Raw genomic sequence first — 19,704 nt, 5'->3', positions numbered from 1 at the left:
CGCACAACCTAATCCAGCCCCACCGCCCTCGCTCGCCGGGCAGCGGTCCGGGGAGCCCGAGCATGCGGGGCAGTTCGGCACGCCTGCTCCGGTTGCTCTCCGATCCGGCGGTAATGGGAACCGACCTCGTGTCCCGCAGCGCCGCACTGGCAACCCTCGATCGAAAGCTCGCAGCCCGCTACCCATCGGTCCAGGTCATAGCCCTCGACGCAGAGCAGGCGCCGACGGCCGGGCAACACCGCCGTCGGCGGCATCCGACTCCGGCTGAATCCTCGCCGGTCGACCTTTTCTACGCTCTTGCCGATCTCAGCGTGATCGTTCGTTGCCTCCGGCCAGCGACCGCCGCGCGGCGCGCAGCGATTAGGGTCGGGGGCATGGTTACGCCCCACCGGCTCGCGGACGTGGCGCCGCTGGGCGTGTGGCCGGGTGCCGCGTACCCGCTGGGCGCCACCTATGACGGGGCCGGCACCAATTTCTCGGTGTTCTCCGAGGTGGCCGAGCGGGTGGAGCTGTGCCTGATCGACCGGGCGGGCGCCGAGGCGCGCATTCCGCTCGACGAGGTCGACGGCTATGTCTGGCACGCCTATCTGCCGAACGTCGGGCCGGGGCAGCGCTACGGATTCCGGGTGCACGGCCCGTACGATCCCGGGCGCGGGCTGCGCTGCGATCCGGGCAAGCTGCTGCTGGATCCGTACGGCAAGGCGTTCGCGGGTGAGTTCGGCAACGATCCGGCGCTCTACACGCACGGCCGGGATTCGCTGGGGCACACCATGTCCGGGGTCGTGATCAACCCCTGGTTCGACTGGGCCGACGACCGCGCGCCGCGCCACCCCTACCATGAGACGGTGCTCTACGAGGCGCACGTCAAGGGCATGACGATCACGCATCCGCAGGTGCCGCCGGAGCTGCGCGGCACCTACGCGGGGCTGGCGCACCCGGCGATCGTCGAGCACCTGAAGTCGCTGGGCGTCACCGCGATCGAGCTGATGCCGGTGCACCAGTTCCTGCACGACCGGATGCTGCTGGACCGGGGGCTGCGAAACTACTGGGGCTACAACAGCGTCGGCTATCTCGCCCCGCACCACGAGTACGCCGCCGATCCGCGGGCGGGCGCGGCGGTGACCGAGTTCAAGGCCATGGTGCGGGCCCTGCACGCCGAGGGCATCGAGGTGGTCCTCGACGTGGTCTACAACCACACCGGCGAGGGAAATCACCTGGGGCCCACGATCTCGCTGCGCGGCATCGACAACGCGGCCTACTATCGGCTGGTCGAGGACGACCCCACGCACTACATGGACTACACCGGCACCGGCAACAGCCTCAATGTGCGCCACCCGCACACCCTGCAGCTGATCATGGACTCGCTGCGGTACTGGGTGCTCGAGATGCACGTCGACGGCTTCCGCTTCGACCTGGCGGCCACGCTGGCGCGCGAACTGCACGACGTGGACCGGCTGTCCACCTTCTTCGATCTGGTGCAGCAGGATCCGGTGGTGAGCCAGGTGAAACTCATCGCCGAACCGTGGGACGTCGGCGAGGGCGGCTATCAGGTCGGCAACTTCCCGAGCCTGTGGACGGAATGGAACGGCAAGTTCCGCGACACCGTGCGCGACTACTGGCGCGGCGAACCGGCGACGCTGGGCGAGTTCGCCTCCCGGCTCACCGGTTCCTCGGACCTCTACGAGGCCACCGGGCGCCGCCCCGGCGCCAGCATCAACTTCGTCACCGCGCACGACGGGTTCACGCTGCGGGACCTGGTGTCCTACAACGACAAACACAACGAGGACAACGGCGAGGACAACCGCGACGGAGAGAGTCACAACCGGTCCTGGAACTGCGGCGTGGAGGGCCCGACCGACGATCCGGAGGTGCTCACGCTGCGAGAACGCCAGAGCCGCAACATGATCGCGACCCTCGCGCTGTCGCAGGGCACGCCGATGCTGCTGCACGGCGACGAGCTGGGCCGCACCCAGCACGGCAACAACAACGCCTACTGCCAGGACTCTCCGCTGTCGTGGATGGATTGGACACTGGCACACAAGAATTCGGAGCTGCTGGAGTTCACCCGCACTGCGATCGGGCTGCGCGCCGCGCATCCGGTGTTCCGGCGGCGGCGCTTCTTCGGCGGCCGGACCGCCGGCGGGCATCCGGTCACCGACATCGCCTGGCTCACGCCGTCCGGCGAGGAGATGACCGACGCCGACTGGGAGACCGGATTCGCCCGCTCGCTGGCGGTGTTCCTGAACGGCGACGCCATCGCCGAACCGGGCCCGCGCGGTGAGGCCATCCGAGACGATTCGTTCCTGCTGTGCTTCAATGCCCACGACGCGCCCATCGACTTCACCGTTCCCGGCCCGGACCACGGCGCCGAATGGTCGACCGCCCTCGACTGTTCGGCGCCCACCGGGCTCGTCCCCGCCACCTATCCCGCAACGAGCACGGTCGAGGTGCCCGCCCGCTGCCTGCTCGTGCTCCGCCGTACCGCAGTGGGGCATGATCGATCGGGCCCGGAGGCGACAGCCCGCGTAACCACGTAGGGCCCCGATCATGCCCGAGATTGACACAGACATGGAAATGAACGACCCCACGCCCGAACGCAACACCGGCCCGATAGCCCGCAAGACCCCCGTGCGCAGCACTTACCGATTGCAGCTGCGCCCGGACACGCTCACCTTCGCCGATGCCCGCACCATCGCGGAATACCTGCAGCAGCTGGGCATCTCCCATCTGTACCTGTCGCCGATCATGACCGCGACGCCCGGGTCGACGCACGGCTACGACGTCACCGACCCGACCACCGTGTCCGCGGCGCTGGGCGGCCCGGGCGGGCTGAAGGCGCTGTCGGACGAGGTGCGCAGCCGGGGCATGGGGCTGATCGCCGACCTGGTGCCCAACCACGTCGGCGTCGGCGACGCGCGGCACAATCCGTGGTGGTGGGACGTGCTGCGGAACGGTAAGAACTCGCAGTTCGCCTACTGTTTCGACATCGACTGGAGCCAGAACAACGGCGCCGGCGGGCGGCTGGCGCTGCCGGTGCTGCAGAGCGAGAACGATCCGGCCGCGCTGACCGTCGACCGCAGCGGCCCCGAACCGATGCTGGCGCTGCACGATCTGCGCTTCCCCATCGCCCCCGGCACCGACGGCGAGAACGCGCTGCGCATCCACGACAAGCAGCACTACCGCCTGGTCAGCTGGAAGGCCGGGATCTGCACGTACCGCCGGTACATGGCGGTGTCGGGCCTGGCGGCGCTGCGGCAGGAGGATCCGGCGGTCTTCGAGCTGACCCACCGCGAGCTCGCCGCCTGGTGCGAGCACGACCTCGTCGACGGGGTGCGGGTCGACCATCCGGACGGGCTGGCCCGGCCCGCGGCCTACCTGACGAAGCTGCGCCGGCTGATCGGCCCGAACCGGCTGCTGCTGGTGGAGAAGGTGCTGGCGATCCGGGAGCCGCTGGACGCCACGCTGCCCATCGACGGCACCACCGGCTACGACGCGCTCGCCGAACTGGGCGGGGTGCTGGTCGACCCGGCCGGCGAACCGGCACTGACCGGCCTGTCGCGGACGTTCTGCGGGCACGGCAGCAACGGCGCCTGGATCGGCAACAACGAGCACCGCATCAAGCGCGCGGTGGCCGAGCGGCTGCTGGTGCCGGAGGTGCGGCGGCTGGTGGCCGCGATCAAGCGCGACGCCGTGGTGAGCGGATTCGACGCCGCCGCGATCAGCGACGTGGCCCTGACCAACGCCACCGTCGAGGTGCTGTCGTTCATGCCGGTCTACCGGACCGACTACGCACCGCTGTCGGGGATGATGAGCACCGTCGTGGCCAAGGTGGGCAAGCGCAATCGCGAACTCACCGTGCCCCTCTCGGCGCTGGTGACGGCGCTGTCGGCGGGTGGCGAGGCGACCGTGCGGTTCTTCCAGGTGTGCGGCGCGGTGACGGCGAAGGCCGTCGAGGACACCATGTTCTACCAGGCCGCGCGGCTGGTGTCGCTGCAGGAGGTGGGCGGCAACCCGGCCCGGTTCGGCCATTCGCTGCTGGAGTTCCATCTGGCCGGCGCCGAGCGCGCCCACCGCTGGCCCGCGACGATGACCACGTTGTCCACCCACGACACCAAGCGCGGCGAGGACGTGCGCGCCCGCATCGGGGTGCTGTCGCAGTTCGCGGACACCTGGTCGCGGGCGGTGACGGCGTGGAACGAGATCACCCCGCCGCCGGACGCCGCGACGGCACTGTTCCTGTTGCAGAACATGTTCGGGGCGTGGCCGGCCGACGGACGGTCCGCGGGCGCGACGCCGGGGCTGCGCGAGCGACTACATCTGTTCGCCGAGAAGGCCGTTCGCGAGGCGGGCACCCGATCTTCCTGGGAGGAACCGGATTCCGACTTCGAGTCCCGGCTGCACCGCTGGGTGGACGTGGTGATCGACGGCCCGGTCGGCGCGGAACTCGACGCCATGGTGGCCAAGGTCGCGCCGCACGCGTGGTCGGACTCGTTGTCACAGAAGCTGTTGCAGCTGTGCGGGCCGGGCATCCCGGACCTCTATCAGGGCAGCGAGCTGTGGGAGGATTCGCTCGTCGACCCGGACAACCGCCGCCCGGTGGACTTCGGCCACCGGCTGGCGATGCTGCAATCGCTCACCGGCACACCGGAACCCGATTCCACCGGCGCGACGAAGATGTGGGTGGTCGCCTATGCGCTGTGGCTGCGCCGGGAGCGGCCGGACTGCTTCGTCGGCGGCAGCTACGTCCCGCTGTTCGCCGCCGGCGACGCCGCCGAGCACCTGGTCTGCTACGCCCGGGGGCGGGCCGGCGAGGCGCCGCAGGTGATCGTCGCCACCACCCGGCACAGCGTGCGACTGGCCGAAACCGGTTGGGGCGACACCACACTCGATCTTCCCGAGGGCTCCTGGACCGACCGCCTGACCGGGAACACCTTCTCCGGGCGGGTACGCCTGGAGAAGGTGTTCACGCGGCTGCCGGTGGCGCTGCTGGTGCGCTGAGCGCCCGCCCGCCGTGCGCGGCGGCTCGCGACGCCACGGCACGGTGGGTCCGGCGGCCGCTCAGCACGGTGGGTCCGGCGGCCGCTCAGGCCCCCACGGGCTCGGGCTCGGGTTCCGGTTCCGGCGCGGGCCGCTCGACGACGTTCTCCACCGATTCGACCGGCAGCCGCTCCGCCTCCTGCTGCCACCGCTCGATATTGGGCGGGCAGTAGTCGTCGCAGATCTCCACCGTCGAGGACAGGTACACCTTCTTGTCCTCCGGCGCCGCCAGGCGACGCCAGGAGTCCGTATGGAACCGCCGCCGGCTCTGCGCATTGGCCAGCAGCCACAGCAGATTCGCCAACCGGTACATGATCGGCACGTCGTTGTGCGGCTGCACGGCGCTGTCGAACGCGGGACGCCCCATCAACTGCTCGAGCCGCTCGTGGTCGAACTGCAAACCCTGGGCGGCGGCCTCGTCCACCATCCAGCGCAGCGTGAGATCCGACAGCCTGCTGTCGGACAGACCGCCGCCGATATCGGTGTGGCCACCCTTGAACCACACCTGCTTGACCCGGTCGGGACGCTGCCGCTGCACGCCGGCCTCGTCGGTCACCTCCCACAGGCACGGGGCGAAGATGCGGCGGCGATCGTCGATCGCCAGCGCCTGCCGCGCGCAGTGCACGTGCGGGGACAACCGCACGTCGTGGAAGCGGTACCGCCACGACGTCAGCCCCGGCACGCCCATCGCGCCGACGGTGTCGAACACGCCGATGAACTTCACCGGAACCGGATAGTGGCAGTACTGCTCACGGAACTCGGCCCACCGCTGCGGATCCGGATCGTCGGGGTGCCGCTTGCGCTCCCGGTAGATCTTCAGCGCCTCCGGATACTGCCGGGCGATCATCGCCTCCGGCGTCAGCAGGCCGAGGCGGTTGATCATGCCGGACAGGCTGCGCGCGACGTAGGCGCCGCGGCTGAACCCGAAGATGAAGATCTCGTCGCCGGGCTCCCAGTTGAGCGCCAGCTGCCAGTACATCGTGGCCAGGTTCGCGTTCAGGCCCAGCCCGAACGCACCGCCCAGCAATTTGTCGGTCAGATATCCCTGCGAACCCGGCCCGTCGGCGTAGAAGATTCGTTGCCCCACCCGCTCACCGGCGTCCGACGTGCTACTCAGCCGCACCGATTCGGCGATCTTGACCACGTTCGACACCGACGGATTGCGCTCGGACCCCCACGTGCCGTCGCAGCACACCACCAGTCGTTTCATGTCCTGAATCCTCCCGCTCCTCCCTAGCACGGAACCCGCGTAGCGAACTACCCGTTTCATCGCGGCGACCGCCCGCGGGCGTTAATGACTCCCGCACATCGGGTTGCCGCACACCGGATCCGTGCGGGCACACACCATAGTGGGCGGCGGCCCGGCAGGCCGCATCCGGACACCGCCGGCACCGGCCCCGACACGGCTTCACCGCTGCCACATGCGCTTTCGCCGGATCGGCCCCCGGGTACACCGGAACCTGTCGGTGGCGGGGCATAATCTCTAGCCGTGTCAGCCTCGTCGGGATTCGTTCATCTGCACAACCACACCGAGTACTCGATGCTCGACGGCGCCGCGAAGATCACGCCGTTGTTCAAGGAGGCGGAGCGCCTCGGCATGGCCGCGGTCGGCATGACCGACCACGGCAACATGTACGGCGCCTCGGAGTTCTACACCTCGGCCGTGAAACAGGGCATCAAGCCGATCATCGGCATCGAGGCCTACATCGCGCCGGAGTCGCGCTTCACCACCAAGCGCACCCTGTGGGGCGACCCGAGCCAGAAGAGCGACGACGTCTCCGGTTCCGGCGCCTACACGCACATGACGATGGTCGCGGAGAACGCGACCGGCCTGCGCAACCTGTTCACACTGTCGTCGCTGGCCTCCATCGAGGGTCAGCTCGGCAAGTGGGCGCGCATGGACGCCGAGATCATCGCGCAGTACGCCGAGGGCATCATCGCCACCACCGGCTGCCCGTCCGGCGAGGTGCAGACCCGCCTGCGGCTGGGGCACGAGCGCGAGGCTCTCGAGGCCGCCGCCAAGTGGCAGGAGATCTTCGGCAAGGAGAACTTCTTCCTCGAGGTGATGGACCACGGGCTGTCCATCGAGACCCGGGTCCGCGAGGGCCTGCTCGAGATCGGCAAGAAGCTCGGCATCCCGCCGCTGGCCACCAACGACTGCCACTACGTGCACGAGTCCGAGTCCACCAACCACGAGGCGCTGCTGTGCGTGCAGACCGGTAAGACGCTGTCGGATCCGACCAGGTTCAAGTTCGGCGGCAGCGGCTACTACCTCAAGTCCGCCGACGAGATGCGCGCCCTGTGGGACGCGCAGGTCCCCGGCGCCTGCGACAACACGGTGCTGATCGGCGAGCGCGTGCAGTCCTACGAGGAGGTGTGGACCCACCGCGACCGGATGCCGATCTTCCCGGTCCCCGACGGCGAGGACCAGGCCAGCTGGCTGCGCCGGGAGGTCATGCGCGGGCTGGAGTGGCGGTTCCCGAGCGGCGTGCGCCAGGAGTACATCGACCGCGCCGAGTACGAGCTGAAGGTCATCCTCCAGATGGGCTTCCCGGCGTACTTCCTGGTCGTCGGCGATCTGATCAACCACGCCCGCAAGGTAGGCATCCGGGTCGGCCCGGGCCGCGGTTCGGCGGCCGGTTCGCTGGTCGCCTTCGCGATGGGCATCACCAACCTGGACCCGATCCAGCACGGTCTGCTGTTCGAGCGCTTCCTCAACCCCGAGCGCGTCTCGATGCCCGACATCGATATCGACTTCGACGATCGCCGCCGCGGTGAGATGGTGCGCTACGCCACCGACAAGTGGGGCAGCGACAAGGTCGCCCAGGTGATCACCTTCGGCACCATTAAAACCAAGGCGGCGCTGAAGGATTCGGCCCGCGTGCAGTTCGGCCAGCCGGGCTTCGCGATCGCCGACCAGATCTCCAAGGCGCTGCCGCCGCCGATCATGGCCAAGGACATTCCGCTGTCGGGGATCATGGATCCCGAGCACGAGCGGTACAAGGAGGCCACCGAGGTCCGCGAGCTGATCAACACCAACCAGGACGTCAACAAGATCTACGAGACGGCCCGGGGCCTGGAGGGCCTGATCCGCAATGCCGGCGTGCACGCCTGCGCGGTGATCATGTCCTCCGAGCCGTTGATGGACGCGATCCCGCTGTGGAAGCGCGCCCAGGACGGCGCGATCATCACCGGCTGGGACTACCCCTCCTGCGAGGCCATCGGCCTGCTGAAGATGGACTTCCTGGGCCTGCGCAACCTGACGGTGATCGGTGACGCGCTGGAGAACATCGAGTCCAATCGCGCCACCAAGCTGGACCTCGACACCTTGCCGCTGGAGGACCGGCCGACCTACGAACTGCTCGCCCGCGGCGAAACCCTCGGCGTGTTCCAGCTCGACGGTGGCGCCATGCGCGATCTGCTGCGGCGCATGCAGCCCACCGGATTCGAGGACATCGTCGCCGTGCTCGCGCTGTACCGCCCCGGCCCGATGGGCATGAACGCGCACAACGACTACGCCGACCGCAAGAACGGCCGGCAAGAGGTCAAGCCCATCCACCCGGAGTTGGAGGAGCCGCTGCGCGAGATCCTGGCGGACACGTTCGGCCTGATCGTGTACCAGGAGCAGATCATGCAGATCGCGCAGAAGGTGGCCGGGTACTCGCTCGGCCGAGCCGATATCCTGCGCCGCGCCATGGGCAAGAAGAAGGCCGAGGTGCTGGAGGCCGAGTTCGAGGGCTTCGAAAAAGGCATGCAGGACAACGGCTATTCCAAGGCCGCCATCAAGGCGCTGTGGGACACGATCCTCCCGTTCGCCGGGTACGCGTTCAACAAGTCGCACGCCGCCGGTTACGGCCTGGTGTCGTTCTGGACCGCCTACCTCAAGGCCAACTATCCGGCCGAGTACATGGCGGCGCTGCTCACCTCCGTCGGTGACGACAAGGACAAGGCCGCCGTCTACCTGGCCGACTGCCGCCGCCTCGGCATCCAGGTGCTGCCGCCCGACGTCAACGAGTCCGAGCACAACTTCGCCTCGGTCGGCAACGACATCCGGTTCGGCATGGGCGCGGTGCGCAATGTCGGCACCAACGTCGTGAGCTCGATCATCGCGGCCCGCAAGGAGAAGTCGAAGTTCACCGACTTCTCCGACTACCTGAACAAGATCGACACCGTGGCCTGCACCAAGAAGGTCACCGAATCGCTGGTCAAGGCGGGCGCTTTCGACTCGCTCGGGCATCCGCGCAAGGGCCTGATGCTGGTGCACTCCGATGCCATCGACGCGGTGATGGCCACCAAGAAGGCCGAGGCGATCGGCCAGTTCGACCTGTTCGGCGGCCTCGACGAGGGTGACGACTCGGTGGCCGGCGTCTTCGATGTCAAGGTGCCCGACGAGGAGTGGGACACCAAGCACAAGCTGGCCCTGGAGCGGGAGATGCTGGGCCTGTACGTGTCCGGGCACCCGCTCGACGGTGTCGCGCACGTGCTGGCGGCACAGACCGATACGCCGATCCCGACCATCCTCGAGGGCGACGTGAAGGACGGCACGCAAGTCACCATCGGCGGCATCCTCGCCTCGGTCACCCGGCGCATCAACAAGAACGGAATGCCCTGGGCCTCCGCGCAGTTGGAGGATCTCACCGGTGGTATAGAGGTGCTGTTCTTCCCGCAGGCCTACTCGGTGTACGGCATGGACGTGGTCGAGGACGCGGTGGTGCTGGTCAAGGCCCGGGTCTCGGTCCGCGACGACCGCATCTCGCTGATCGCCAACGATCTGGCCGTGCCGGACCTGTCCTCGATCGGCGTGGAAAAGCCGCTGGCGGTGACGATTCCGACCAGGCTGTGCACCCCCGACAAGATCACCGCTCTCAAGCGCGTGCTGTCCAGCCATCCGGGCACGGCCGATGTGCACATCCGCCACATCGGTTCCCGCGAGAAGACCACCATGCTGCGGATCCCCGACAACCTGCGGGTGTCACCGTCCTCGGCGCTGATGGGCGACCTGAAGGCGCTGCTGGGGCCGGGCTGCCTGACGAGTTAGGCCCGGCACGGGGCGGCCGGCGCCATCGGCCGGGCCCGGGTCAGTCCCGTTGCGGCCCGGCCGAACTCCCGCGCACGACCAGCGTCGGCACCACCGGCGGCGGGTTCGGCACCTCGCCCTCGGCCTCCATCAGGTGCAGCAGCAGGGCCATGCTGCGCCGGCCCACCTCGTCGAAGTCCTGGCGCACGGTGGTCAGCGGCGGGGACAGGTAGGCGGCCTCGGGGATATCGTCGAAGCCCACCACCGACACCTGCTCGGGCACCCGGATGCCGCGTTCGGCGAAGGCGCGCAGCAGGCCCAGCGCCATCTGGTCGTTGGAGGTGAACACCGCCGTCACGTCCGGCTGCGCGGCCAGTACCAGGCCCGCCTCGTAGCCCGAGCGCGCGCTCCAATCGCCGCCGATCGGCGGCGGGGCGGTCGCACCGGATTCCGCCAGCGTGCGCCGCCAGCCCTCGATCCGGTCGCGGGACTCCAGCGAATCGCCCGGACCGGACACGTGCCACACGGTCTCGTGCCCCAGGTCCAGCAGATGCCGCACGGCCAGGCGGGAACCCTCGAACTGGTCGACGGTGGCCGAGGGCAGCGGCGCGTCCTGACCCACCTCGACCGCGACCGCCACCGGCCGGGCGGGCAGGTTGTGCAGCGCGGCCACGGCGGAGGTCTGCGGGGCGATGATGACCACCCCGTCCACGCCCTGCCCGGCGAGCGTATCCACGGCCGCCAGCACCCCGGCCCGGTCGACCCGCTCGAGGGTGACGATGCTGACACCGTAACCCGCTGCGCGCGCGGCCCTTTCGATGCCGAGCATCATGCTCGCCGGGCCGTAGAGCACGGTGTCGAAGGTGACCACGCCGAGCACCCGGGACCGCCGGCTCACCAGCCCCCGCGCCATCGCATTGGGCCGATAGCCCAGCTCCGCCACCGCCCGCAGCACCTTGTCCCGCGTTTCCGGCCGCACCTGGGGGCTGGCGTTGAGCACCCGGGACACCGTCTGATGCGACACCCCCGCCAGCTTGGCCACGTCGGTCATCACCGCCGGCCGATCCGGTACGCGTCCGTGGCTCGCGAGCTCTTTCACATCCCTGCTTCCCGGGCCGCTGTGCCTGCGCGGCCCCGATCGTTCCCGAATTCCAGGTTAGCGCTCGCCCGAACCGGCCCCCGGCACCGCTCTCGGCGACCACCGAAACCGGTTGCCCGTCAACCGCTGTCGACACTGCGCCGGAGCACGACACCGACTCTGTTAACGTTAACACCTCCGGCCGGGCACCCCACTGTGCCGAACATCCGTATCGTCGGGCCGGTGCCCGTTTCACGCATCGACGAGATCGTCGACGGCAAGCTCGCCTGGACCGAGGTCGATCTGCTCAACATCAGCGACGGCTCGGCACGATCGTTGCGAAACGCCCTCGAGGAACTCGGAATCCGAGTCAACTACCACTCGATCGGCCAACCTCGGCCGAGACCGGTCATTTCGGGATGCCGCGCGCAGGGTCGGCGGTTACGACGCCGAACTTGCCATGTGGCGGCTGTGGGAACGCTGACTTCCGGTGCCCCGGACGGCACCGGCGATCCAGCGGAGCGCGGCGGCGGCCGCGCCGGACAGCACCGCCACCTGCAACGAGCCGGTGATGAGAACGAGCAGCAGGAAGACCGCCACCCCGAGGGCGAGGGCCTCGAGCTTGTAGACCGGCCAGGGGGTGCCCGCGATATCGATCGTCCGGCGGCCGACGGCCGCGGGACGCGCGAGAGGGTCCGCCACTACCATGTCTTCAGGCTACACGGACAGCAAAGTTCGGTCCAACGAACATTTCGATCCCAGGAATATCCGCGCGCGTTCCGGGCCTTGTCGGGGACATGCCGCTTATCGGAGAGTACGAACCCAGCACCTGGGATTTTGCCCGGAAACAGGCCGAGAAGTACGAGGCATCGAACGGTGCCGAGGCCGGCACGGCCGGGGGCCGGCCGATCGTCCTGCTCACCACGCGCGGGGCGAAGACCGGGAAGCTGCGCAAGACCGCGCTCATGCGGGTGCAGCACGACGGCGAGTACGCCGTGGTCGCCTCGCTGGGCGGGGCGCCGAAGCATCCTGTCTGGTACTACAACATCAAGGCCGAACCGCACGTCGAGCTGCGCGACGGGGCCGTGGTGCGGGACTACACCGCCCGCGAGGTGTTCGGCGAGGAGAAGGCCGTGTGGTGGGAGCGGGCCGTCGAGGCGTACCCCGACTACGCGGACTACCAGACCAGGACCGATCGCCAGATCCCGGTCTTCGTGCTCACCCCGCGGTAGCTCCGGCCGGCACCGTCGCCCGGCCCGTTCGCGCGGGCCGGGCCGCCTCGTCTCCGGACGTCCGGAGATCGGCGCCGAGGGGCACCCAGCTAGCATGTTCGGGTGTCGAACTCGCTTGATATCGCAGAGAAGGTGTCCGGTCCGCTGCCCGTACTGAGCGCGGACGAGATCGATGCGGCCACCAAGCGAATTTCCGACATCATCGAGCCGACGCCGCTGCAGCGGATCGAGCGGCTGTCGACGGTCTCCGGCGCGAACGTCTACGTCAAGCGCGAGGATCTGACCGCGGTCCGCTCCTACAAGCTGCGCGGCGCCTACAACCTGATCGTGCAGCTGTCCGACGCCGAGCGCGCGGCCGGCGTGGTGGCGGCCAGCGCCGGGAACCACGCGCAGGGCGTCGCCTTCGCCTGCAAGGCGATGGGCATCCAGGGCCGCATCTACGTGCCGACCACGACCCCGAAGCAGAAGCGCGACCGGATCCGCGCGCACGGCGGGCCGTTCGTCCAGCTGATCGCGATCGGCGACACCTTCGACGCCGCGGCCGAGGCGGCGGCCGACGATGTGGCGGGCACCGGCGCCACCATGGTGCCGCCGTTCGACGATCCCCGCACCGCGGCCGGCCAGGGCACCATCGCCGCCGAGTTCCTCGAACAGCTCGGCGGCACACCGGATCTGGTGATCGTGCCGGTCGGCGGCGGCGGCTGCCTCGCCGGTATCGGGACGTATCTGCGCGAAAGGTCGCCCAGCACAGCCATTCTCGGCGTGGAGCCGGCCGGCGCGGCGTCGATGACGGCGGCGCTGGTGGCCGGCGGCCCGGTGACGCTGCCCGAGATCGACCCGTTCGTCGACGGGGCGGCCGTGCGCCGGATCGGCGGCCTGCCGTACTCGACGGTGGCGAAATTCGGCGGCCGGGTCCGCTCGCACGCCTCGCTGCCGCTGCTGACCACGACCGAATCACCCACGGGCGCAGGCTCGTTCCGCCTGATGCAGGTGGACGAGGGCGCGATCTGCACCGCCATGCTGGAGCTGTACCAGAACGAGGGCATCATCGCCGAGCCCGCCGGCGCGCTGGCGGTGGCGGCGCTCGCCGAGATCGACGTGGAGCCCGGGTCGACGGTGGTGTGCCTGGTGTCGGGCGGCAACAACGACGTGTCCCGCTACGGCGAGGTCATCGAGCGCTCGCTGGTGCACCAGGGGCTGAAACACTATTTCCTGGTGGACTTTCCGCAGGAGCCGGGCGCGCTGCGGCGCTTCCTCGACGAGGTGCTCGGCCCCGAGGACGACATCACCCTGTTCGAATACGTCAAGCGCAACAACCGGGAGACCGGCGCCGCGCTGGTCGGCATCGAACTGGGCACGCCCGAGGGCCTGGCACCGCTGCAACAGCGCATGCACGACTCCCCCATCCGGGGCGAGCGCCTCGACCCCGACTCCCCCGCCTACCGCTACCTGACCTGAGCCCGCGGGTGCACCTGCCCTACGCGGCGCGGCGCTGCGGCGCGGGGACCGGGCGCCGGGCGGCGCGGGCGCCGCGGACCGCCAGCGGCAGCACCCAGGCCGAGGCGATCTGGTCCCACGCGAACCGGTCGAGGCTCAGGCGGTTGTGCACGAAACCGACCGACAGGCCCAGCCGGGGTTCGGCCCAGCCGAAGGATCCGCCGAGACCGATGTGCCCGAATCCGGTGCGGGCGCCGGGAACCGGGAACGAGTGGTAGCCGAGATGCCACATCATCGGCAGGTAGAACAGCGCGTTGTCGAGCCGGTAGCACTCGACCCGGCGCACGGCGCGCACGGTGGCCGGGGACAGGTAGCGGCGCCCGGCCACCATGCCGTCGCAGGCGATCGCGCCGTACAGCGCGGCCAGCGCGTCGGCGGTGCAGACGCCGTTGGCCGCGGCCATCTCGGTATCCAGCATCGGCGGTTCGTCGCCCTCCAGCATGGCCTCGAGGCCGGGCAGGAACATCGACCGCGCCACCGCGCCCGGCCAGCCCGGAATCCCGGGGACGCGGCCGAGGACCAGCGACCCGACCGGTGAACCGGCCGCGGCGAGCCGCGAGCCCGCCATCCGCGCCACCGTGGTCGGCGAGCCCGCCGGCGGGCGGCCCAGATGGATGCCCTCGATTCCCAGCGGCTCGGCGACCTCGGTGCGGAACAGCTCCGCCATCGGGCGGCCGGTGATCGACCGCGCCAGGCCCGCCAGCAGCCAGCCGAAGGTGAGCGCGTGATAGGTCGGAACGCCCAGCAGCGCATCGGGTTCGGCCGCGGCCAGCCGCCGCTCCATCAGTTCGTGGTCGAGCACCTCACTCGGCCCGGCGGCGACCGGGCCCAGCCCGGACAACCCGGCGCGGTGAGTCAGCAACTGCCGCACCGTGATCCGCTGCTTGCCGCCGGCGCCGAACGCCGGCCAGTACTCGGCCACCGGCGCGGCGTAGTCGAGCAGTCCGCGGTCGGCCAGCCGGTGGATCACCGTGGCGGCGATGCCCTTCGTCGCCGAGAACACCAGGGCGCCGGTGTCCTCCGTCCAGGGCGCGGTGGCCGAGGCCCGGCCCGTGTGGATGTTCACCAGCGGCTCGCCGTGGCGGTACACCGCCAGCGCGCCACCGGCCCCCGCCCGGCCGCCGACGAATCCGGCGAACGCGCGCACCAGCGGCTCGAATCCGGGCGCGGCGTGACCGGCCACCCCGGCGGGCAGATCCGCCGAATCGGCGGGGAAAGCGACGTTGCTCACCTGTCCAACGTACGGCGGGCGGCACGGTGCGGCAATGACGTTGTCCGAGTGGTGATTTCCCGCCCCCGGCCGGTGACCCGGCGGTGCGGGCGCGGATGCCCCGGGCATGCTGGGGTTTTCCGGCGATGCGGCCGTGGCGCCGGACCCGGACTGGTTATCGTGAGTTATGCGATCGTTGCGATCATTGGCGCCGTTGTTGCTCGTCGTCGCGGTCGCGGCGGGCTGCTCGCGGTCCGAATCGCCGCAGCCCGCGCCGGTGACGGCGGACCGTGCGGTGATCGGCTCGTGGCACGGCACGCTGCCGGTGCCGGAGCAGCCGCTGCCGCTGGGCGTGACGTTCACGGAGACCGGCGCCACCGCGTCGGTACCGGTGCAGGGCATCTACGACCGGCCGCTCGAACAGGTCTCGGGCGACCCCGCCGAGCTCGGCTTCACCATCCCGGGCATCCCCGGCACGCCCACCTTCCAGGGCCGCTACGACCGCGGCGCCGAGACGATCACCGGCACGTTCACCCAGTCGGGGCAGCCGCTGCCGCTGACCCTCGAACGCGGCGAGGTGGCCGTGCCGCCGCGGCCGCAGGAGCCGCGGCCACCGTTTCCCTACCGGTCCGAGGACGTGAGCTTCCGCAGCGGAGCGCTGAACGTCGCGGGCACGCTCACGCAGCCGTCCGCGCCCGGTCCGCACCCGGCGGTCGTGCTGATCTCCGGCAGCGGCGCGCAGGACCGCGACGAACAGATCCAGGGCCACAAGCCCTTCCTGCTGCTGGCCGATGCCCTGACCCGTGCCGGATACGCCGTGCTGCGCACCGACGACCGCGGCGTCGGCGGCACCGGGGGCACGCTCGCGCACGCCACCTACGACGACCTCGCCGGTGACGTGGTCGCCGGCATGGACTTCCTGCGCGGCCGGCCCGATATCGACGAGACCAGGATCGGGCTGCTGGGCCACAGCGAGGGCGGCTATCTCGCTCCCCTGGTGGCGTCCCGGCCCGGCAGCGGCGTCGCCTTCGTGATCATGATGGCCGGTCCGGCCGTCGACGGCGCGGACGTGCTGCTGGAACAGAATCGCGCGCTGCTCGCGGCGCGCGGCGGCACCGTCGAGGAGAACCGCGACCGGACCGGATTCGTCAGCACGCTCTCCACGCTCGTCCGCACCGGCGACACGGAGCAGGTGCGCCGCTACCTCGCCGACGTCAACACGAAGGTCCCGCCGGAGCAGCGGATGCCGCCGGCGATGATCGAGGAGTACACCAGCCTGTACTTCCAGTCGCTCATCTCCTACGACCCCGCCCCGGCGCTGTCGGCGCTCCGCATGCCGGTTCTCGCCTGCTACGGCGGCAAGGACCTGCAGGTCCCGGCGAGGCAGAGCGAACCGGCGGCCCGGCGGCTGCTGGCCGCCGACCCCGACGCCGACGTCCACGTCTTCGACGGCCTCAACCACCTCATGCAGCCCGCCGGCACCGGCGACCTTGCCGAGTACTCCCAGATCGAAACCACCGTCTCCCCGGAGGTCTTGGACTACGTCACGGGCTGGCTCGGCGGGCGGTTCCCGGCGGCGGGGTAGAACCCTCGCACCGAGCGACCTTTCGAGATACGGCGCGGCCACCACAGCACCGACCCTGGGGCTCCTACCACTGGCACTTCCGGCACGGCGAGACCATCGCCCCAACGAATAGAAGTACCCAGGTCAGAGCGTGCGTGCCGGTGCGACGTTCCGGCGCTATGAAGGTTGCGCCGACGGGCGCGGTCGATACCGGCACACGCCTCGCGTCTCTTCCGAATACCGCGCGTCCTCGACCGGGTCGGCGATTCGGGGTGGTCCGGGCACGCCCGTGTCACAGTGGTGAGGTGGGTATTTACAGCGAGCGGGTGGTGCCGCGGATCATCGACGTGGCGTGTGGGTTGCCGGCCAATGCGGCGATGCGGGAACGGGTGTGCGGCGGACTCAGCGGGCGCGTGGTGGAGATCGGGTTCGGCTCCGGGCACAACGTGCCGTACTACCCGTCCGCCGTGCAATCGGTGACCGCCGTCGAACCGGCCGACGCGGGCTGGCGGCTGGCCGCGAAGCGGCTGGCGCAATCGACCGTCGAGGTGCGCCGCTCGGGTCTGGACGGCCAGTCACTCCCGTTCCCGGACAACAGCTTCGACACCGCGCTGTCGACCTGGACCCTGTGCACCATCCCGGAGATGGCGGCCGCCCTGTCCGAGATCCGGCGAGTCCTGGTCCCCGGCGGCACCTTCCACTTCGTCGAGCACGGCCTGGCCCCCGACGCTCCGGTACAGACCTGGCAACACCGGCTGAACCCGGTACAGAAGACCCTGTTCGGCGGCTGCAATCTGAACCGCGACATCGACACCGCGATCGAACAGGCCGACTTCGAGATCCGCGAACTGGACCGTTTCTACGAGGAGTCGACCCCGAAATTCCTCGGATCGCAGTATCTGGGCGTAGCCGTCTCCCCCTGAACCCGCTAACTCGGCGAGGCTTCGTTCTCCGCTGCCCGCAGTTGTGCGAACCACGTCATGACCGACCGCTTGTAGCGTCACGAACGACCACGCCCTTGATCGAAATCGAGTACATGTGCGGCACATAACCGGAGGCAGTCATGCCGGTGACGCTAGCAGCGGCAACACGGTCGCGGCGGGTCTCGACAGTGTCATGAGCCCTCATCCGTTCAAGAACCTCTCCAGGTCGTCGAGGTACGCCGAGCGGAGCACTTCGTGTCCTGTCTCCGCGTCGCACAGGCGGTAGCCGTCGGGGCCGGTGGCGCCCGATTCCGCGAGTTTGCGGTCCATGCGGTATCCGCCGCGGCGGGCGCGAGCTTCGATCCATATCGCGCGCAGGCGATTCGGGTCGTCGGCGAACATGTAGTCGGTGATCGGCATCGTCCGCCCCTGTCAGTTGGATTCGGCCCGCGCGCGGGGGCTGTGTTGACGCCATGCCTGCGGCAGTGCGCGGGCGGCCGACCACAGCGCCAGCATCGTGAAATCGTCGGAGACGAACGGCCGCTTGCCATCCGGGGGCGCGGACATATAGATGGTCTTCGGTATCCGGCCCTGCTCGGCACGGAATGTGGTGGTGTGGCACACATTTCCGCGAATGTCGGCCAGTACCGCCGTCGCCGCCGCGCTACCGTGTCCCGGCCCGGTGACGGCCATCTCGAAGTAGGAGCCCTGGTCGGTGATCGACACGAAGTGTTCGAACAGCAATCCCAGCCCCCAGCACGCGATGCCGTTCTGGATCATCCGCGCCGACAGCTCGATCATCGCCGCCGCCTCGTCGTCGCCGGTTGCCAGCGGGACCGGGTAGGCGTTGATCCCTTGTGCCGGAAGGTATTCGAATCCGAACACCACCGGTGCCATATCCCATTCGTGATGACACGCCATCATCACCCGGCACGCCTCTGCCGCCGCGTGGCGCGGCGGGTAGGGAATGCAAGTCACTGCGGTTGTGTCCCTTTCGTATTCGGTGTCGTCGCGCTGCCGGTTCCGCGGGCGAGTTGTCTCAGGACGGCCGCGCCGTGCCGGGTGATCCGCCATACGTCGTCCTGACCGGGTGCCGAGTGGCCGCCCGCGAGCATGCGCTGATTGCGCAAACGGAGTGCGGCCCAGCGCACTACCCACTGGTCCATGCCGGCCTCGGCCGCCAGCTGCGTGACCGTCAGCCACTCGACGCGGCCGAGCAGATCGAGTACTCGCAGCTCGGCTGCCGCGACGCGAGCCATCACCGCCGTGAACGGTGGATGCGTCATATCCATCGAGTCACAGACGCGCCGGGCGAACTGCGGCGGCTGGGGACCCACTCGTCCCACATCGCGCGGTGCACCCGATCCCACAATGCACCCCAGCGCCACGATGTCTGTTCGCGGGCATCGACGAGATCGGTGCCCGGCGTGAACATCACGTGCTCCCCCGTGGTGTAGTCGCGGGCCTCCACGATCTCGACGTGCTTGTCGCCGCTCAGGTCTCTGGCCGGTTTCCACATGGCCTCTCGCCCGTCCGCCTCGCTCCGGCGCAACGCCGGTCCCGTCGTGTCGTCCATCTCGGCTCCCGGTGCGCGTCAAGCGCTTTCGCGTCGATGGGCGGCCCGACCGGCCACCGAGAGGTCGTCCGGATCGTCCGGCACCGTTCGCGGCACCGGCCCGGCCGATTCCGCGTCGTCGGCAACCGGATCCCACGGGTGCGCCGCCGGGGCGGCCGGAGGCGGAAACGCCCGCGCCCACGTTTCTCCCGGGCAGACGGTTTCGAGGTCGAACCGGTCGCAGATCCTTGCCGGGCTGTGGTCGACCACGTCCAGGTCGTAGACGATGATCGCCGCCGCACGGATACCGGTGGCCATGGTGATCGCGTAACCGATCGGATCGGGGCAGTCCCTGGGCGGGCACGCCGTATAGACGTAGTAATAGCCCAGCTCCTCGGCGCGGCGTCGGAGCGCGCAACGACGTACCGGCGCATCCAGCAGGGACACGTCGAACCCAATTGCCTTGGGCCGCTGAGCCGGTGGTCGATTGCGGGCGGCGGCGGGCCGACTCTGCTGACTTCCCTGCTGATTTGCTGTCGCGGTAATGTAGCTTCCGAACGTGTCGGTGGTGGGGTGTACAACGGAGCCGTA

The 19,704-nt window shown here is 69.7% G+C and carries 16 protein-coding genes; 7 read left to right on the top strand and 9 right to left on the bottom strand.

All coding sequences use genetic code 11. From position 1 onward, the window contains the following. The first annotated feature begins 374 nt into the window (after nucleotides 1-374). Both glgX and treY read left to right on the top strand, forming a co-directional pair. Complete coding sequence (glgX, locus tag D892_RS0124770; RefSeq protein WP_024803813.1) at nucleotides 375-2,537, top strand: glycogen debranching protein GlgX; 2,163 nt, start codon at nucleotides 375-377, stop codon at nucleotides 2,535-2,537. Nucleotides 2,538-2,574: 37 nt separating this feature from the next. Further along, nucleotides 2,575-4,998, top strand: coding sequence for a malto-oligosyltrehalose synthase (gene treY, locus D892_RS0124765; protein WP_051499873.1), 2,424 nt, complete (start codon nucleotides 2,575-2,577; stop codon nucleotides 4,996-4,998). Nucleotides 4,999-5,083: 85 nt separating this feature from the next. Here treY and D892_RS42095 read toward each other — a convergent pair whose 3' ends face one another. Further along, the gene (locus tag D892_RS42095) at nucleotides 5,084-6,247 is read right to left on the bottom strand and encodes a DUF2235 domain-containing protein (protein ID WP_024803811.1); all 1,164 of its coding nucleotides are present in this window, start codon (nucleotides 6,245-6,247) and stop codon (nucleotides 5,084-5,086) included. Between the two features lie 279 nt (nucleotides 6,248-6,526). On the opposite strand from D892_RS42095, the gene dnaE reads away from it, so the two are divergent. Beyond that, entirely contained in the window at nucleotides 6,527-10,075 is a 3,549-nt protein-coding gene (dnaE, locus tag D892_RS0124755) for a DNA polymerase III subunit alpha (RefSeq protein ID WP_024803810.1), read from the top strand. A 40-nt stretch (nucleotides 10,076-10,115) separates the two neighbouring features. On the opposite strand, the gene D892_RS0124750 is transcribed toward dnaE, so the two are convergent. Both D892_RS0124750 and D892_RS0124745 read right to left on the bottom strand, forming a co-directional pair. Further along, nucleotides 10,116-11,153 carry a LacI family DNA-binding transcriptional regulator gene (locus D892_RS0124750; protein ID WP_232236158.1) on the bottom strand — a complete coding sequence of 346 codons (1,038 nt, stop codon included), beginning with the start codon at nucleotides 11,151-11,153 and terminating at the stop codon, nucleotides 10,116-10,118. 420 nt (nucleotides 11,154-11,573) lie between these two features. Continuing rightward, nucleotides 11,574-11,840: a hypothetical protein gene (locus D892_RS0124745; protein ID WP_024803808.1), complete on the bottom strand. Its 267-nt coding sequence runs from the start codon at nucleotides 11,838-11,840 to the stop codon at nucleotides 11,574-11,576. 89 nt (nucleotides 11,841-11,929) lie between these two features. On the opposite strand from D892_RS0124745, the gene D892_RS0124740 reads away from it, so the two are divergent. Then, a complete protein-coding gene (locus tag D892_RS0124740; RefSeq protein WP_024803807.1) occupies nucleotides 11,930-12,364 on the top strand; it encodes a nitroreductase family deazaflavin-dependent oxidoreductase in 435 nt (144 codons plus the stop codon). 102 nt (nucleotides 12,365-12,466) lie between these two features. Then, on the top strand, nucleotides 12,467-13,822 hold the full coding sequence (gene ilvA / locus D892_RS0124735) for a threonine ammonia-lyase IlvA (protein ID WP_024803806.1): 1,356 nt from the start codon (nucleotides 12,467-12,469) through the stop codon (nucleotides 13,820-13,822). A gap of 19 nt (nucleotides 13,823-13,841) precedes the next feature. Here ilvA and D892_RS0124730 read toward each other — a convergent pair whose 3' ends face one another. Beyond that, nucleotides 13,842-15,092: a serine hydrolase domain-containing protein gene (locus D892_RS0124730; protein WP_024803805.1), complete on the bottom strand. Its 1,251-nt coding sequence runs from the start codon at nucleotides 15,090-15,092 to the stop codon at nucleotides 13,842-13,844. 166 nt (nucleotides 15,093-15,258) lie between these two features. On the opposite strand from D892_RS0124730, the gene D892_RS0124725 reads away from it, so the two are divergent. Next, nucleotides 15,259-16,656, top strand: a complete 1,398-nt coding sequence (locus tag D892_RS0124725; protein WP_024803804.1) for a S9 family peptidase — start codon at nucleotides 15,259-15,261, stop codon at nucleotides 16,654-16,656. A 284-nt stretch (nucleotides 16,657-16,940) separates the two neighbouring features. Next, nucleotides 16,941-17,558 carry a class I SAM-dependent methyltransferase gene (locus tag D892_RS0124720; protein ID WP_024803803.1) on the top strand — a complete coding sequence of 206 codons (618 nt, stop codon included), beginning with the start codon at nucleotides 16,941-16,943 and terminating at the stop codon, nucleotides 17,556-17,558. A 201-nt stretch (nucleotides 17,559-17,759) separates the two neighbouring features. Here D892_RS0124720 and D892_RS0124715 read toward each other — a convergent pair whose 3' ends face one another. From D892_RS0124715 to D892_RS0124695, 5 genes are read right to left on the bottom strand one after another with little or no spacing between them, the layout of a single operon-like run. Continuing rightward, nucleotides 17,760-17,978 carry a hypothetical protein gene (locus D892_RS0124715; protein ID WP_024803802.1) on the bottom strand — a complete coding sequence of 73 codons (219 nt, stop codon included), beginning with the start codon at nucleotides 17,976-17,978 and terminating at the stop codon, nucleotides 17,760-17,762. 12 nt (nucleotides 17,979-17,990) lie between these two features. Further along, nucleotides 17,991-18,536: a hypothetical protein gene (locus tag D892_RS0124710; RefSeq protein WP_156959668.1), complete on the bottom strand. Its 546-nt coding sequence runs from the start codon at nucleotides 18,534-18,536 to the stop codon at nucleotides 17,991-17,993. Then, complete coding sequence (locus tag D892_RS0124705) at nucleotides 18,533-18,844, bottom strand: hypothetical protein (protein WP_024803800.1); 312 nt, start codon at nucleotides 18,842-18,844, stop codon at nucleotides 18,533-18,535. The genes D892_RS0124710 and D892_RS0124705 overlap by 4 nt, the downstream gene beginning before the upstream one ends. After that, nucleotides 18,841-19,134, bottom strand: coding sequence for a hypothetical protein (locus D892_RS0124700; RefSeq protein WP_024803799.1), 294 nt, complete (start codon nucleotides 19,132-19,134; stop codon nucleotides 18,841-18,843). Before D892_RS0124700 ends, D892_RS0124705 begins: the two co-directional genes overlap by 4 nt. An 18-nt stretch (nucleotides 19,135-19,152) precedes the next feature. Further along, the gene (locus tag D892_RS0124695) at nucleotides 19,153-19,560 is read right to left on the bottom strand and encodes a hypothetical protein (RefSeq protein ID WP_024803798.1); all 408 of its coding nucleotides are present in this window, start codon (nucleotides 19,558-19,560) and stop codon (nucleotides 19,153-19,155) included. Nucleotides 19,561-19,704 lie beyond the last annotated feature (144 nt).

The organism is Nocardia sp. BMG51109 (genome assembly GCF_000526215.1).
Taxonomy (GTDB): Bacteria; Actinomycetota; Actinomycetes; order Mycobacteriales; family Mycobacteriaceae; genus Nocardia.
This window is presented reverse-complemented; position numbering and strand designations above follow the sequence as displayed.

Bases quoted from the DNA above. Each gene is read 5' to 3' on its own strand.
- glgX (WP_024803813.1), top strand. From the start codon at position 375: ATGGTTACGCCCCACCGGCTCGCGGACGTGGCGCCGCTGGGCGTGTGG.
- treY (WP_051499873.1), top strand. From the start codon at position 2,575: ATGAACGACCCCACGCCCGAACGCAACACCGGCCCGATAGCCCGCAAG.
- D892_RS42095 (WP_024803811.1), bottom strand. From the start codon at position 6,247: ATGAAACGACTGGTGGTGTGCTGCGACGGCACGTGGGGGTCCGAGCGC.
- D892_RS0124745 (WP_024803808.1), bottom strand. From the start codon at position 11,840: ATGGTAGTGGCGGACCCTCTCGCGCGTCCCGCGGCCGTCGGCCGCCGG.
- D892_RS0124740 (WP_024803807.1), top strand. From the start codon at position 11,930: ATGCCGCTTATCGGAGAGTACGAACCCAGCACCTGGGATTTTGCCCGG.
- D892_RS0124725 (WP_024803804.1), top strand. From the start codon at position 15,259: ATGCGATCGTTGCGATCATTGGCGCCGTTGTTGCTCGTCGTCGCGGTC.
- D892_RS0124715 (WP_024803802.1), bottom strand. From the start codon at position 17,978: ATGCCGATCACCGACTACATGTTCGCCGACGACCCGAATCGCCTGCGC.
- D892_RS0124705 (WP_024803800.1), bottom strand. From the start codon at position 18,844: ATGACGCATCCACCGTTCACGGCGGTGATGGCTCGCGTCGCGGCAGCC.
- D892_RS0124700 (WP_024803799.1), bottom strand. From the start codon at position 19,134: ATGGACGACACGACGGGACCGGCGTTGCGCCGGAGCGAGGCGGACGGG.